Origin of the sequence: Micromonospora sp. TSRI0369, from assembly GCF_001905625.1 — a bacterium.
In the GTDB taxonomy this organism is placed as follows: domain Bacteria; phylum Actinomycetota; class Actinomycetes; order Mycobacteriales; family Micromonosporaceae; genus Micromonospora; species Micromonospora echinospora_A.
Genome location: NZ_LIVU01000003.1, coordinates 482,386 through 498,067, shown reverse-complemented (window position 1 = coordinate 498,067; position 15,682 = coordinate 482,386). Strand labels below are relative to the sequence as shown.

Sequence of the window (15,682 nt, the reverse complement as noted above, 5' to 3'; positions counted from 1 at the left end):
GGCGCGTCGGTGAACGGGCTAACGGGCGGCTGCGGCGGCGCGCGAACGCCACAGCAGCCAGACGAAGTACGGAGTGCCGATCAGCGCGGTGACCAGTCCGGCGGGGATCTGGGCGGGCGCGATCACGGTGCGGCCGAGCGTGTCGGCGAGGCTGACCAGGGTGGCGCCGAGCAGCACCGCGACCGGCAGGACGCGGGTGTGCCGCCCGCCGACGAGCGCGCGGGCCGCGTGCGGCGCGACCAGGCCGACGAAGCCGATCACGCCGACCGCCGACACGGCGGTGGCGGTGAGCAGCGCCGCCAGGCCGAGCGCGACCAGCCGGGCCGGTTCCAGGCGCACGCCGAGCACCCGGGGGGTGTCGTCGTCGAGCGCCAGCAGGTCCAGCTCGCGGCGCACGGCGGCCACCAGCGGCAGCGCCAGCAGCAGCGCGATCAGCACCGGCAGGACCTGCGGGGCGGTACGCCCGTAGGTGGAGCCGGACAGCCAGGTCAGCGCCTTGCCGGTGTTCCACGGGTCGGAGGACACCACGATGAACGTGATGATCGCCGTACCGCCCTGCCAGACCGCGAACCCGATCAGCACGAGCCGGTCGGAGTTGAGTCCCCGCCGCCGGGCCAGGCCGTAGACCAGCGCGAACGCGGCGACCGCGCCGAGACCGGCGGCGCCGGACAGCGCGAGCACGCCGGCCATCGGCGCGAACGTCAGCAGCGAGACCGCGCCGATGCCGGCGCCGCCGGTGATGCCGAGGATGCCCGGCTCGGCGAGCGGGTTGCGGCAGACCGCCTGCACTGTGGTGCCGGCCAGGGCCAGCGCGGCGCCGGCCAGCAGCGCCGCGGCGACCCGCGGCCAGCGGGCGTCCAGCACGAAGGTGTACGCCGGTCCGGTGCGGCCCTGCACCCAGTTGACGATGTCGCCGAGCAGCACCCAGGTGTCACCGGCGAGCATGCCGAGCACCAGCGCGGCGGTGACGACGACCGCGCAGACCGCGATGACTGTGGCGACGAAGCCGCGGGAGCGTACGGCGGCGTGACCGCCCGGCGCCTGCCGGGTCGGCCCGGCGTCGCGGTGGCGGCGGGCCAGCCAGATCAGCAGCACCGCGCCGAAGAGCGTCGTCACCACGCCGGTCGGCACGTCGACGCCGGCCTGCCCGCCGAGCACGGCCCGCAGCAGCACGTCGGAGCCGAGCACGATGACCACGCCGACGATGCCGGCCAGCGGCATCAGGACCCGGTGCCGGTGCACCTCGGGCACCCACTTGCCGAGCAGCCGGACGATCACCGGCGCGCCGAGGCCGACGAAGCCGATCGGCCCGGCCATGGTGACCGCCGCGGCGGAGAGCAGCACGGCGAGCAGCACCACTGTCAGCCGGGTGCGGCGTACGTTGAGCCCGAGCACCGTGGCGGTGTCGTCGCCGAGGGCGAGCAGGTCCAGCCGGTGCCCGAGCGCCACGAGCAGCAGCGCGCCGATCCCGATCACGGGGGCGAGCTGGGTGAACGCGACCAGGTCGCCCTGCACGAGCGAGCCGTTGCCCCAGGCGAACAGGCCGATGGTGGACTGCTCGAACAGCAGCAGGAGCAGCATGGTCACCGAGGCCAGCGCCATCGCGGTGGCCGAGCCGGCGAGGATGAGCCGGGTGGTGGCGGCCTGGCCGCCGGCCGAGAGCAGCATGACCAGGGAGGCGGCGGCGAGGCCGCCGCAGAACGCCAGGCCGCCCGAGGGCAGCGCCGGCAGCGCGATCCCGAACGCGGCGGTGGAGACGATCGCCAGGTGCGCGCCCGCGTTCACCGCGAGCGTGTCCGGCGAGGCGAGCGGGTTGCGGGTGGTCGACTGCAGCGCGGCGCCGGCGAAACCGAGCGCGACGCCGACGGCGAGGCCGGTGAGCAGCCGGGGCAGGCGGGAGGCGACAAGGATCCGGGCGGCCTCGTCGTCACCACCGGTGAGCAGCCGGAGCAGGTCCAGCGCCCCCACCGACGACGTGCCCTGGGTGACGTGCACCGCGGTGATCGCGACGAGCAGCGCCGCGGCGAGGGCGAACGCGCCGGCGACCCGGCGGCGCCGGGCGGGCGGCGGCCCGACCGGGGCCGGCCGGGTGGCCGGCCCCGGCGGGGCGGGGGCGGTCATCGCGCTCAAGCCGTGTAGACCTTGACCAGCTCGTCGATGTACTGCTTGGCGGAGAGCGTGCCGCCGAAGGTCCAGATGCCGTTGGGCATCTTGTGCAGCTTGTTCTGCTGGACGAACGGCAGGGAGCGCCAGATCGCGTTGCCGGCGAGGCCGTCGGCGAACACGTCGGTGCCGTCCGAGGCGTTGTAGAAGAAGTGCAGGTCCTGGCTCTTCAGGACGTTCATGCCCTCGACGTCGGTCTGGCCCAGGCCCCACATCTCGTCGGTCTTGCCGGTCCAGGCGTTCTTGAGGCCGAGCTGGATGCCGAGCTGGGAGACGAGCGCGCCCTGGCCGAACATCCGGATCGAGACGGTGCTGCCTTCCTTCCAGCCGTCGGCGATGGCGAACTGCTTACCGGCCGCACCGGCGTCGGCGATCTTCTTCTTGCCGTCGGCGAGCGCGGCGTCGAAGTCGGCGAGCAGCTTGTCCGCCTGCGCGGTGCGCCCGGTGGCGGTGGCGATCATCTTCAGGTCCGAGCGCATCCGGCCGATGTTGTCGGAGGCGTCGCTGCCCTTGGTGACCAGCACCGGGACGTACTTCTCCAGCTGGGTGACGACGGCGGAGCCGCGCTCGGCCTCCATCACCACGAGGTCCGGCTGGAGGGCGACGATGGAGTCGACGCTCGGCTCACCCCGGGTGCCGACGTCCTTGACGCTCGGGTCGAGCGGGGCGGCGGTCACCCAGGTGGCGTACCCCTTGGGGTCGGCCACGCCGACCGGCATCACGCCGAGGCCGACGAGCATCTCGACCTCGCCCCACTCCAGGCCGACGACCTTGGTGGCGGGGCTCTTGAGGGTGATGGTCTTGCCCCGGCTGTCGGTGACGGTGACCGGGCCGGTGGGCGCGGCGTCGGAGGGGGACGGTGCGGCGGCGGGCTCCTCGGTGGTGCCGCAGCCGGCGATCAGCAGCGCGCTCGCCGCGGCGGCGGCGAGCAGGGTCAGGCGGGTACGCAACATCGGTTTCTCTTCTGTGTGCAGGGATCGGTCAGGCGGGGATGCGGGTCGTGTGCCGGCCGACGGGACGTGTGGAGAGCAGGTTGGTGACCGGGTCGACGATCACCTCGACGCGGATGCCGTACGCCTCGGTGAGCGCCGCCTCGGTGAACACCTCGTGCGGCGTGCCGGTGCCGCGGACCCGGCCTTCGTGCAGGAGCACGACCTGGTCGGCGACGGCGGCGGCCTGGTTGAGGTCGTGCAGCACCACACCGACGGCGACGCCGGCGGTGTCCGCGAGCTCGCGCATCAGGTCGAGGATCTCCACCTGGTAGCGCAGGTCCAGGAAGGTGGTGGGCTCGTCGAGCAGCAGGATCGCGGTGTCCTGGGCCAGGCAGGTGGCCAGCCAGACACGTTGCAGCTCGCCGCCGGACAGCTCGTCGACCGGGCGGCCGGCCATGCCGTCGACACCTGTCACGCTCATGGCCCGGTCGATCGCCGCGGGCCCGTCGGTGTCGTTGGCGCGCCACCGCTGCCGGTACGGGTGCCGGCCGTAGCCGACCACGTCGCGCACCGTGACCCCACTCGGGGTGGGGCGGCTCTGCGCCAGCAGCGTGACCCGGCGGGCGAAGTCCCGGGCGGACAGCGCCCGGGCCGGGGTGCCGTCGGCGAGCACGACCTCGCCGTGTTCCAGCGGGTGCAGGCGGGCCAGCCCGCGCAGCAGCGTCGACTTGCCGCTGCCGTTCGGGCCGACCAGCGCGGTCACCGCCGCGGGCCGCAGCGTGATGGCGGCGTCGTGCACCACCGTCTTGCCGTGGTAGCCCAGCCGCAGCTCACTGCCCGTCAGGCCGTCGGCCCGCACCGCTTCGCTCGTCACGCAGGTTAGGCTAACCTAAGACTCGATCATCCTGTCAAGCCGGTCCTTCGGTCGGATCTCCGGCCCCGCGCTCCCCCACCCACCCCGCCCCACCCGGTCGATCATGAAGTTGACGGCCTTGTCGATCTCCGATCCCGCCGCCAACCTCATGATCGACGCAGAGAGGGCGCGGACTGTCAGAGGGAGACGGCGCGGCCGCCGAGGGTCACCGTGAGGCGGCCGTCGGAGGCGAAGGACCAGGCCAGAGCGCCGGAGTACGTGGCGCACCGGGAGCCGTTGGAGCCGGACCAGAACTGGTTCGAGCCGTCCACGTTGCCGACCGTCTTGTCGTTCGACCCGCTGCCGGCGAAGCGGCAGGAGGTGTTGTTCCGGTAGACCGAGGTGCCGGCGTCGAACGAGAAGTTGCGTTCGGTGTTGTCGATGCTCAGGTTGTTCGAGATCGTCATGGTGCCCGGGTTCCGGTTGTACGTGAAGCCGTGCTTGCCGTTGCGGTACGCGATGGTGCGCCGAACGGTGTGGTTGACAGCGATGTCCTCGCCGCCGAGCTTGAAGCCGTTGCGGTCGCCGTTGCCGTTCTGGGTGCCGTTGCTGAGCGTGCCGTTGCTGTACGCGACGGAGTCCTCGATGGTCACCGTGCCGATCGCGCCGGTGTCGGACTTGGTGTAGAGGTCCCACCCGTCGTCGATGTTGTGGTGCGACACCGCGTACCGGAAGACGTTGCCACTGCCCACTGTGAGCTTGGCGGCGAAGCCGTCGGCGTCCTCGCCGTCGGAGTCGGCGTTGTCGTGCGACTCCACGCTGACCATCAGGTTGTTGGCGGGCCACTGGTCGCGGGGCGTGCTGGAGGCGATCCGGGACAGTTGCAGCCCGGTGTCGCGGTTGAAGCGGGTCACCGTCCGCTCGATGACGTTGTTGCTGCCGCCGACGAAGATGCCGTTGTCACCCGCGCGCTCGACCACGAGCCCGCGCACGTGCCAGTACGAGGCGTTGAGCGCCAGTCCCCGGTTGGCCGGGTCCTCGCTCATCGCCGAGAAGCTCAGGATCGGCGTCTCGCCCGGGTAGGCGTACAGGTTCTTGCGGGCGCTCGACGTGCCGTCGTTGCCGGCGGCGACGGTGACCGTCTGGGACAGGTTGTAGGTGCCGCCGCGCAGGTAGATCGTGCCGCCCGCGCCGACGCGGGTGATCGCCGCGGCGATCGTGGTGGGGCTGGCCTGGGTGCCGGCCGCTCCGGCGGTTCCGTTCGGCGCGGCGTAGATCGCCCCGCCCGCCGGCGGCGGCGTGCTGGGCGGCGGTGTGCTCGGGGGCGGGGTGCTGGGCGGGGGCGTGCTGGGCGGCGGGCTGCTCGGCGGCGGTGCGCTGGTCGGCGGCGTGCCGGTGGTGGGGGTGACGCCGCCGGTGCAGGTGACGCCGTTGACCGCGAACGCGGACGGTACCGGGTTGCTGCTGTTGTTCCAGGCGCCGTTGAAGCCGAACGACGTGGTCGCGTTGGTGCCGAGGCTGCCGTTGTAGCTGACGTTGGCGGCCCGCACGGACGCGCCGCTGGCGGTGATCTCGGCGCCCCAGGCCTGACTGACCGTCTGCCCGGCGGCGAAGGTCCAGGTGACGGCCCAGCCGTTGAGCGGGTCGCCGAGGTTGGTCAGGTTGACGTTGGCGGTGAAGCCGCCGCCCCACTGCGCCGTGACGGCGTAGTCGACGCGGCAGCCGGCGGCGGCCTGGGCGGCGGTCGCGCCGACGGCCAGGCCGGACGCGGCGAGCGCCGCCGTCGCCGCGGCCGAGGTCCACAACACCGTACGGCGGTGTCGGTTGATCATGCTGCTCTCCTCCGGGTGGTGGTGCAGTGCCCGCGCCGCAACCGGCACCGATGCCCGGTCGGTGTCAGGGGCGGGCCTTGTCGCCCGGACGTCCGCGTCATCACGGACGAACGCTCACGTCTCCCGCACAGTAAGCGCTTTCAGCGCAGCCTAACGACAGACGTCGATGCGGTCAAACATCCGGCGCACTGAACGATCTCGCGCCTCGGTCCGTATCCACTGCCGACGGGAACATCGGCCCGAACCGCGATGCCGGAGCGGACACGAGCACGATTCCTCCAGTCGTCACTTCGCACCGCGGAGGCGGCGCGGCAGCGGCCGCACCCCTCCCGGTCAACCAGAGGAGAGGTGCATGGCCAGGGGTACGCGCAAGACCGCGATCCTGAAGCTCGGCGGGGTGGGCGCTCTCGCGGCGCTGTTGTTCGCCGGTGGGCTGCAACTGGCGTCGGCGGGCGAGAACAACCGCCCGGCCACCACTGCCGCCGCGCAGACCGTGAACTGCCCGACGGTACGCGACAAGCTGCCCGCCGTACCGGCGGCGGCATCGGCGCAGGTGGAGCGGGAACTGGCCAACCTGGACCAGGAGATCGCCCGGCAGAACGAGCGGCTGGCCCGGCAGGCGGTACGCCCCGAGGGCGGACCGGCGTTCATCGACAACGCCATCCTCGGCCCGCTGCGCAGCAAGCGCGTCGCCGTGCTCGACCGCATCGAGATCGCGTTCAACCGGATCGGCGCGCAGCGGCCGAACCTGGACGCGCTGGCGGCCTGCTCGCTGAACGCGCCGGGCGTGCCGAGCGCCGTCAACGGCGGCGCCGGCCAGAACGCCGGCGGCCAGAACGGCAACGCGGGCGGTCAGAACGGCAACAACGGGGGCCAGAACGGGAACGCCGGGGGCCAGAACGGGAACGCGGGCGGACAGGCCCGGACGGTCAACTGCCCGCGCGTCGCGCTGCCCGCCGTCCCGGCGACGGCCGCCGGCCAGGTGCAGGCCGAACTGGCCACGCTGGACAAGCAGATCGCCGAGGCCAACGCCCGCCTCGCCCAGCTCGCGGTACGCCCCGAAGGCGGACCGGCGTTCATCGACAACGCGATCCTCGGGCCGCTGCGCAGCAAGCGCGTCGCGGCGCTCGACCGCATCGAGATCGCGTTCAACCGGGTCGGCGCGCAGCGCCCGAACCTGGACGCGCTGGCCACCTGCGGCCTGAACTGAACGCCCGGTCGCGGCCCGGCGGCGCGCATCCCGCCGGGCCGCGACCAGGGTTCACAGCGGTCCGAGGACGTCGGCCGGGTCGGCGTCCAGCGCCAGCGTCTCCAGCACTGTCAGAAGCTGCCGCTCCTCGTACCGGAAGTGCGACTCCATGATCGCCGCCACGCCCTCCAGGTGCCGGGTCAGCTCGTCGGGCGGGGCGTCGCGGGCCACCGCCGCGCTCAGCCCGGACAGCAGGTACCCGATCATCGAGTGGTCCTGCCGCAACCGGTCCAGCGTCTCGCGCAACTCGGGATGCCGCGTCGCGATCGCCGGGAAGAGGCTGTGGTCCTCGCCCTCGTGATGCGCGGTGAGGGCCGCGCAGAACCCGTGGCAGAACAGCAGCAGGTCCCGCGTCGCGGGCCGCGCCGGCTCACCGGCGGCGAGCGCCTGCCGGGTCACCTCCAACGCCTCGCGCAGCCGCTCGTGGACGGCGCGCATCTCTCGGCTCCAGGCCACCAGCCTGGTCTGTTCGCCCTCAGCCATGAGGAGAGGGCGAAGGGACGACGAGTGTCATCGTCGTGCTCCCTCCGGTCCGGCGCCTCCATGCCTGACACGGTCTGCCACCGGCACGCGACGCTGCGCGGAGCCTAACCGGCGGCACCGGCCCCATCAAGTAGTGCCAGCGCTACCCCGGTTCGGGCAGCAGGCGGTATGGAACGTGCAGCCCGATTCTCCGAGGCTTGAGGCCGTACCCGTTCACCTCCGTCGAGGAGTTCCCATGACCCGCCGTACCTTCCCGGTCGCAGTCGGCGCCACGGCCCTGCTGACCGTCGCCGCGCTGGGTGTGCCCGCCGCGTCCGCCGCGACCACCGATGCCCGGCGTCCCGCCGGCGACGCCGTCCAGACGCGACTGGACGGCCTGGTCGCCGAGCACGGCTTCCCCGGGGCACTGGCCTCCGTACGCCGCGACGGCCGGGTGCGCGACTACACCGCGGGGGTCGGCGACCTGCGCACCGGCGCCGGGATCCCCCGCGACGCCCGGGTGCGGATCGGCAGCAACACCAAGACGTTCACCGCCGTGGTCGTCCTCCAGCTCGTCGGCGAGGGCCGGATCGAGCTGGACGCCACCGTCGAGCGCTACCTGCCCGGCATGGTGCGCGCGAACGGCAACGACGGGCGGCGGATCACCGTACGCCAGCTGCTGCAGCAGACCAGCGGCCTGCCTGACTACGACGAGGTCGTGTTCAGCGAGGCGCAGGATCTGGTGGACCGCCGCAGCGACTACTTCGACCCGCGCCGGCTGCTGGACGAGGCGCTCACCCAGTCGCGGCGCTTCCCGCCGGGTCAGAAGTGGGAGTACAGCAACACCAACTTCGTGCTGGCCGGGCTGATCATCGAGCGGGTCACCAAGCGTCCGGTGGGTGAGGAGATCACCCGGCGGATCATCGAGCCGCTGCGGCTGCGTGACACGTACTGGCCGCAGACCGGCGAGCAGGACCTGCCGGGGCGTCTGCCGCGCGGATACGTGGCGGTGGAGCCGGGCGCGCCGTGGGTCGACGTGACCCGGATGGACCCGTCGCTGGGCTGGGCCGCCGGTCAGCTCGTCTCGACGCCGTCGGACCTGCGGGCGTTCTTCGAGGCGCTGCTGGCGGGCAAGCTGCTCAAGCCCGCTCAGCAGGCGGCCCTGACGCGCACGGTGCCGGCACCCGACTTCGAGCCCACCGGGGTGTGGGAGTACGGCCTGGGCATCGCCCGGCACGAGCTGCCCTGCGGCGGCCACGCCTGGGGACACGGCGGCGACATCCAGGGCTTCCAGACCCGCAACCTGGCCACCACGGACGGGCGCAGCGCCGTGGTCGCGGTGACCGCGCTGCCGACCAGCCTGGAGATGTTGGAGGCGGTCACCAGCACCGTCGACGCGGCCCTGTGCGGCACCGGCCGCTGATCCGGACCACAGCCGCCTGCGCGCCGCCTCCCCGGTGAGGCGGCGCGCCTGCGTTGCGTGGTCTACCGCCGGCCGTCGAGGTAGCGCAGCACGGCGGTGACCCGGCGGTCGGCGCGGTCGTCCGGCGGCAGGCCGAGCTTCGCGAAGATGCTGCGGATGTGCTTGTGCACCGCGCCGTCGGTGACGAACAACCGCTCGGCGATCGCGCCGTTGCCCAGCCCTTCGGCCATCAGCGCCAGCACCTCGTGCTCGCGCGGCGACAGCTCGGCCAGCGCCGTGTCCGGCCGCCGGTTGCGGGCCAGCAGCTGCCCGACCACCTCCGGATCGATCACGCTGCCACCGCCCGCGACCCGGTGCAGCGCCGCGAGGAACTCCTCGACCCGTCCGACCCGCTCCTTGAGCAGATAGCCGAGCCCGGACGCGCCGACCGCGAACAGCTCGGTGGCGAACGCCTGCTCGACGTACGCCGACAGGACCAGCACCGCGAGGCCCGGCCGGCGGCGGCGGGCCTCGACCGCGGCGACGATGCCCTCGTCGGTGTGGGTGGGCGGCATCCGCACGTCGACGATCGCCACGTCCGGCCGGTGTTCGTCCACAGCGGCCAGGAACTCCCCCGGCGTGCCGGCGGTGGCCACCACGTCCAGGTCCTCGGCGCGCAGCAGCAGCGCCAGCCCTTCGCGCAGCAGCGCGTCGTCCTCGGCGATCACAATCCGCATGGCAGCTCCACGTGCATCCTCGTCGGCCCTCCCGGTGGGCTCGTCAGCGTCATCCGCCCGTCGTACGCCTCGACCCGGCGGCGGATGCCGGTCAGCCCCGAGCCGCGCGTCTCGTCGGCGTCCCCGCGCCCGTCGTCGGTGATCGTCACCAGCAGCCGGTCCCGTTCCCGGCGCACGACGACCTCGACGCCGTTCGCGCCGCTGTGCCGGACCACGTTGGTCAGCGCCTCGGCCACCACGAAGTACGCGGTGGCCTCCACCGACGCCGCGCAGCGCACGTCGACGTCCACCGACAGGCGGCACGGCACCGCGCACTCCGCCGCGAGCCCGGCGAGCGCCCCGGCCAGCCCTCGGTCGCCGAGCACCGGCGGCAGGATGCCGCGCACCACCGTACGCAGCTCGCCGAGCGCCTGCTCGGCCGCGTTCTGCGCGCGTTCCAGGATCTCGTCGGCGCGGTCCGGGTCGCGGCGCACCGCCCGCCGTGCGGCGCCGAGCAGCACGTTCACCGCGACCAGCCGGTTCTGGGTGCCGTCGTGCAGCGAGCGCTCGATGCGGCGCAGTTCCACCGCGTGCGCGTCGAGCGCCGCGGCCCGGGTGGCGGTGAGTTCGGCGACCCGCAGCGACAGGTCGAACCCGGGTGGCGGGGGCAGCAGCCGGCGGCCCGGCCGGGCTTGGAGCCGCGCCAGCGCCGGGCCGCTCGCGACCGCGATGACCAGCCATCCCACCCCGAGCAGGGCGACAGCGAGCGCGTCGCCGAGCCCGTCGATGTGCCACCACCAGATCCCGGGCGCGCCGGGCCCCGGCGTCACCAGCCGGTACCAGAGCGGGAACGTGATGTCCTGCACGGCGTAGATCGGCAGCGTGAGCGCGAGCAGCCCGGCGCCGAAGCCCACGGTGCCGTGGGTGGCCACCCATCTCAGCTCCCGCCGCACGACCGGGTCACGCAGCGCCGTGCGCAGCCCGGCCGGCACCGGCCCGGGCTCCGGGATCGGCGGCCCCCACCGGGACAGCCGGGCGCGCTCGCGGTCGGCCGCCGACCGCACGGCCTGGAGCAGTCCGGGTACGAGCAGCAGTCCGACTCCGCCGACGCAGGCCGCCGCGACGACGACCGCCCCGAGCAGCGTGCCCAGGGCCAGCACCGCGGTGCCCAGCCCGCCGACGAGGTGCTCCAGCGCGTCCACCGAGGCACGGACCCGCCTACGCACGTGTTCCATCGCGGCCCCACCCCCGGGCGACACGATAGGTCACCGCGGTCACGGTCCGGCAGCCCAGGGCGCGGAAAGTACAGCCTGCTGTACCAGGACTGTCGTGCTGGCGGGATCGTTCCCGACCGGCCGGCTCCCTAGTGTCGGTCGTAGAAGAAATCACCGAGGAGGCAGCCGTGAACGACCTGGACCGTACCGCCGAGACCGCCGCCGCCCCGACGTCCGTCACCCGGATGCGCCCGCTGCTCTGGCTGGTGCTCATCGTGAGCGTGGCCGCGAACGTGGTGCTGTCGAGCGTCGTCGGCAACCCGTGGGCCGGCTCCGCCTTCGGCGCGCTTGCGCTGCTGAGCGGGGGGACCCTCGCCGTCAACCACTACCGCAACCGCTGACCCAGTCGCCGGCCGCGCGCCGGCGCCGGACAGCCGGGCAGGGCGGGCCGTGACGACGACGGCCCGCCCTGCGGCGTTCGCGCCGCAGGTGAGCGTGCGGCGGGTGCGTTAACGCTGCGAATCGATTGACAGCCAGCTATATGAACGCCAGGCTAGGGGACGTTGTTAGCGTTAACGCGGCCGTCATCTCCACCGCAGAGAAAGGCCCCCGTCGTGCCCCTGACCCGACGCGCGTTCACAGTCGGCGCCCTGTCCGCGGCTGCCGCCGCCTCCGGCGCGCTCAGCCTGCCCCGCGGCGCGCTCGCGGCGGCGAACACCGCCTACGCGATGGCCTACTTCACCGAGACGCCGAACGGCCTCGGCGCCGACTACGGCCTGCACCTGGCGGTCAGCCGGGACGGGCTGAACTGGACGCCGCTGAACCAGAACAACCCGGTGGTCACCCCGACCGCCGGGCAGCTCGGCCTGCGCGACCCGTTCGTGCTGCGCAGGACCGACGGCACCTTCGTGGTGCTGGCCACCGACCTCAAGGGCACCAACTGGGGGCTGACCAGCCAGTACCTGCACGTGTGGGACTCGGCCGACCTGACCGCGTTCACCGGCTACCGGCGCATCCGGATGCACACGCTCGACACCCACACCTGGGCGCCGACCGCGTTCTGGGACGCCGCCCGCGGCCAGTACGCCATCGTCTACTCCGCCAACAACGGCCGGGACGTGTTCCTGGTCAACTACACCAGCGACTTCCGCACCGTCAGCGCACCGCAGGTCTACTTCAGCCCCGCCTTCGGCGTGCTCGACGGCGACGTGGTGGTCGACGGCGGCACCACGTACCTCTACTACAAGAACCTCGACGACGGATACCTCTACGGCGCCCGCTCCACCACTGCCGCGCCGAACAGCTTCACCACGTACACCAGCGGACTGCGGCAGGGCAACGCGATCGAGGCGCCGCTGCTGCTGCGCACCAACGAGGGCGGCTGGCGGCTGTGGGGCGACTCGTTCAGCCCGGTCAACAACGACTACTACGCCTGGTCCACGACGACCATCTCCGGCAACTCGTGGACGCCACTGAACCAGCGGGACTACACCCCGCCGCTGAACTCCAAACACGGCTCGATGATCGGCATCACCGACGGCGAGTACGCCGCGATGGTCAACCGCTGGGGCACGCCGAACTGGGTCCGGCTCAAGTCGTCGAACCTGCCCGACCGCTACGTCCGGCACGCCGACCGGGTCGCCCGCGTCGACGCGTACCCGTTCGACCCGTACCAGGACCAGATGTGGCGGATGGTCCCCGGCCTGGCCGACGCTACCGGCGTCTCGTTCGAGTCGGTCAACTACCCCGGCAACTACCTGCGGCACTACGACTACGCGGTCCGGCTCGACCCGAACGACGGCACCGCCACGTTCCGCGCCGACGCCACCTTCCACCGCACCGCAGGCCTGGCCGACGCCACCTGGTCGTCGTTCCGCTCGTACAACTACCCCACCCGCTACCTGCGGCACTACGACTACCGGCTGCGCATCGACCCGCTCGGCGCCGGATCCCCCGCGCTCGACCGGCAGGACGCCACCTTCCGGGTCACCGCGTAACCGTCCCCCACCACCACCGTCCCCGCCACGGAGGCCGTCCATGCCCGCTCCCCTGGTGAACCGCCGATTCCTGCTCCGCGCCACCGGCGCCACCGCCGTCGCGGCCACCGCCGGCGCCGCCGCCGGGTCCGTCACCGCAGGCGGTACGGCGCACGCCGCGCTGCCACCGGCCCGCCCCGACATCGGCGTGTCCGCGTACGCCTTCGACCCGGGCCAGGTCCGGCTGACCGCGAGCCGGTGGCAGGACAACCAGAACCGCACGGTGGCCTACCTGCGCTTCGTGGACGTCAACCGGCTGCTCTACAACTTCCGGGCCAACCATCGCCTGTCCACCGGCGGCGCCGCCGCCAACGGCGGCTGGGACGCGCCGAACTTCCCGTTCCGCACCCACATGCAGGGTCACTTCCTGACCGCCTGGGCGCAGGCGTGGGCGGTGCTCGGCGACACCACCTGCCGGGACAAGGCGCTCACCATGGTCGCCGAGCTGGCCCGCTGCCAGGCCAACAACGGCGCGGCCGGGTTCAGCACCGGCTACCTGTCCGGCTTCCCGGAGTCCGACTTCACCGCGCTGGAGGCCCGGACGCTCAGCAACGGCAACGTCCCCTACTACTGCATCCACAAGACGCTGGCCGGACTGCTGGACGTGTGGCGGCTGATCGGCAGCACCCAGGCCCGGGACGTGCTGCTGGCGCTGGCCGGCTGGGTCGACCAGCGCACCGGCCGGCTCACCTCGGCCCAGATGCAGGCCATGCTCGGCACCGAGTTCGGCGGCATGAACGCGGTGCTGACCGACCTCTACCAGCAGACCGGCGACGGGCGGTGGCTCACCGTCGCGCAGCGGTTCGACCACGCCGCGGTGTTCAACCCGCTCGCCGCCAATTCCGACCAGCTCAACGGGCTGCACGCCAACACGCAGGTGCCCAAGTGGATCGGCGCGGCCCGGGAGTACAAGGCCACCGGCGCCACCCGCTACCGCGACATCGCCACCAACGCGTGGGCCATCACCGTCGGCGCGCACACGTACGCCATCGGCGGCAACAGCCAGGCCGAGCACTTCCGCGCCCCGAACGCGATCGCCGGCTACCTGCGCAACGACACCTGCGAGGCGTGCAACACGTACAACATGCTCAAGCTCACGCGGGAACTGTGGCAGCTCGACCCGGACCGGGTCGCGTACGCCGACTTCTACGAGCGCGCGCTGCTCAACCACATGATCGGCCAGCAGAACCCGGCCGACGCGCACGGCCACGTCACCTACTTCACCCCGCTCAACCCGGGCGGGCGGCGCGGTGTCGGCCCGGCGTGGGGCGGCGGCACGTGGAGCACCGACTACAACTCCTTCTGGTGCTGCCAGGGCACCGGGCTGGAGACCAACACCACGCTCGCCGACGGGATCTACTTCCACAACGGCACCACGCTGACCGTCAACCTGTTCATGCCCTCGGTGCTGACCTGGAGCCAGCGCGGTATCACCGTCACCCAGGCCACCTCGTACCCGGTCGGCGACACCACGACGCTGACCGTGACCGGCTCGGTGAGCGGGTCGTGGACGATGCGGATCCGGATCCCGGCGTGGACCAGCGGGGCGAGCGTCAGCGTCAACGGCGTCGCCGCGGGCATCGCCACCACGCCCGGCAGCTACGCCGTCCTGACCCGCGACTGGACCTCCGGCGACACGGTCACGGTCCGGCTGCCGATGCGCGTGGCGACGGTGGCGGCCAACGACGACGCCGCGGTCGCCGCCGTCACGTACGGGCCGGTGGTGCTCTCCGGCAACTACGGCAACACCACGCTGAGCGCCCTGCCGACGCTGGACCCCGCCTCGGTCACCCGGACCGGCACGGGCAGTCTCGCCTTCACCGCCCGTGCCGACGGCGCCACCGTCAACCTCGGCCCGTTCTACGACGCCCACGGCCACAACTACACGGTCTACTGGCGCGTCGGCGCGGGCGGCGGCGGTGGCGAGGCGAGTTTCCGGCTGGCGAACGCGGCGAGCGGCCTGGTGCTCGGCATCCAGAACATGTCCACCGCCGACGGCGGCCTCGCTCTGCAGTGGGGCGACACCGGCACCGCCGACCACGACTGGCAGCTCGTCGTCGACGGGTCGGCGCTGCGGTTGCGCAACGTCAACAGCGGCAAGGTGCTGGGCGTGGAGAACATGTCCACCGCCGACGGCGCGCGGATCCTGCAATGGGCGGACAACGGCACCGCCGACCATCTCTGGACCGTTGTCGACGTCGGCGACGGCAGCCACAAGCTGCGCAACGTGCACACCGGCAAGCTGCTCGGCATCTCCGGCGGCTCGACCGCCCAGGGCGCGTTCGCCGTGCAGGACCCGGACAACGGCAGTCTGGACAACCAGTGGCGGTTCCTGCCCAACGGGGCGCGGCGGATCCAGAACCTCGGCAGCGGGCTGGTGCTCGGCGTGCAGAACATGTCCACCGCCGACGGTGGGCTGGTCATCCAGTGGGGTGACACCGGCACCGCCGACCACCTCTGGACCGCGCTCGTGGACACCGGCGGCTACCTGCGGCTGCGCAACGGCAACAGCGGCAAGGTGCTGGGCGTCGAGGGCGGCTCGACAGCGGCCAGCGCCCGGATCGTCCAGTGGGCCGACAACGGCACCGCCGACCACAGGTGGCGGCTGCGTCACGGCGGCGGCGGATGGTTCCGGATCCAGTGCGCGAACGGGGGCCGTGTCCTCGGCCTCAGCGGCGGCTCCGCGGCCCAGGGCGCGCAGGCGGTCCTCGCCGACGACACCGGCGCAGCCCACCAGCGCTGGCGCTTCCTCTGACGCACCCCGCCCCAGCTCGCCGATCTTGCACTATCGGACCCTGCGAAGTTCGCCAACCGGACACCCTG

At 72.8% G+C, this 15,682-nt stretch carries 12 protein-coding genes; 5 read left to right on the top strand and 7 right to left on the bottom strand.

Annotated features, from left to right (window positions below):
- Positions 1-18: 18 nt before the first annotated feature.
- The 4 genes from AMK25_RS11060 to AMK25_RS11045 form a co-directional block, all read right to left on the bottom strand.
- Positions 19-2,121 carry an iron ABC transporter permease gene (locus AMK25_RS11060; RefSeq protein ID WP_073828140.1) on the bottom strand — a complete coding sequence of 701 codons (2,103 nt, stop codon included), beginning with the start codon at positions 2,119-2,121 and terminating at the stop codon, positions 19-21.
- 5 nt (positions 2,122-2,126) lie between these two features.
- On the bottom strand, positions 2,127-3,116 hold the full coding sequence (locus AMK25_RS11055; RefSeq protein WP_073828138.1) for an ABC transporter substrate-binding protein: 990 nt from the start codon (positions 3,114-3,116) through the stop codon (positions 2,127-2,129).
- Positions 3,117-3,144: 28 nt separating this feature from the next.
- On the bottom strand, positions 3,145-3,954 hold the full coding sequence (locus AMK25_RS11050; protein WP_073828136.1) for an ABC transporter ATP-binding protein: 810 nt from the start codon (positions 3,952-3,954) through the stop codon (positions 3,145-3,147).
- A 191-nt stretch (positions 3,955-4,145) separates the two neighbouring features.
- Entirely contained in the window at positions 4,146-5,780 is a 1,635-nt protein-coding gene (locus AMK25_RS11045) for a cellulose-binding domain-containing protein (protein WP_073828134.1), read from the bottom strand.
- A gap of 352 nt (positions 5,781-6,132) precedes the next feature.
- Here AMK25_RS11045 and AMK25_RS11040 point away from each other — a divergent pair, with 352 nt between their 5' ends.
- Entirely contained in the window at positions 6,133-6,990 is an 858-nt protein-coding gene (locus AMK25_RS11040; RefSeq protein ID WP_073828131.1) for a hypothetical protein, read from the top strand.
- 51 nt (positions 6,991-7,041) lie between these two features.
- On the opposite strand, the gene AMK25_RS11035 is transcribed toward AMK25_RS11040, so the two are convergent.
- Positions 7,042-7,512, bottom strand: a complete 471-nt coding sequence (locus AMK25_RS11035; RefSeq protein WP_073828129.1) for a hemerythrin domain-containing protein — start codon at positions 7,510-7,512, stop codon at positions 7,042-7,044.
- Between the two features lie 235 nt (positions 7,513-7,747).
- Here AMK25_RS11035 and AMK25_RS11030 point away from each other — a divergent pair, with 235 nt between their 5' ends.
- Entirely contained in the window at positions 7,748-8,914 is a 1,167-nt protein-coding gene (locus AMK25_RS11030) for a serine hydrolase domain-containing protein (RefSeq protein ID WP_073828127.1), read from the top strand.
- Between the two features lie 62 nt (positions 8,915-8,976).
- Here the strand turns inward: AMK25_RS11030 and AMK25_RS11025 are convergent, their stop codons facing one another.
- Both AMK25_RS11025 and AMK25_RS11020 read right to left on the bottom strand, forming a co-directional pair.
- Entirely contained in the window at positions 8,977-9,630 is a 654-nt protein-coding gene (locus AMK25_RS11025; protein ID WP_073828124.1) for a response regulator transcription factor, read from the bottom strand.
- On the bottom strand, positions 9,618-10,844 hold the full coding sequence (locus AMK25_RS11020) for a sensor histidine kinase (RefSeq protein ID WP_073828122.1): 1,227 nt from the start codon (positions 10,842-10,844) through the stop codon (positions 9,618-9,620). The genes AMK25_RS11025 and AMK25_RS11020 overlap by 13 nt, the downstream gene beginning before the upstream one ends.
- Positions 10,845-11,011: 167 nt before the next feature.
- Here AMK25_RS11020 and AMK25_RS11015 point away from each other — a divergent pair, with 167 nt between their 5' ends.
- The 3 genes from AMK25_RS11015 (at position 11,012) to AMK25_RS11005 (ending at position 15,614) form a co-directional block, all read left to right on the top strand.
- Positions 11,012-11,224: a hypothetical protein gene (locus AMK25_RS11015; protein WP_073828120.1), complete on the top strand. Its 213-nt coding sequence runs from the start codon at positions 11,012-11,014 to the stop codon at positions 11,222-11,224.
- A gap of 213 nt (positions 11,225-11,437) precedes the next feature.
- Entirely contained in the window at positions 11,438-12,820 is a 1,383-nt protein-coding gene (locus AMK25_RS11010) for a glycoside hydrolase family 43 protein (RefSeq protein WP_073828118.1), read from the top strand.
- A gap of 40 nt (positions 12,821-12,860) precedes the next feature.
- Positions 12,861-15,614 (top strand): beta-L-arabinofuranosidase domain-containing protein, encoded by a 2,754-nt coding sequence (locus AMK25_RS11005; RefSeq protein ID WP_073828116.1) that lies wholly within the window; start codon positions 12,861-12,863, stop codon positions 15,612-15,614.
- The last annotated feature ends 68 nt before the right edge of the window (positions 15,615-15,682 follow it).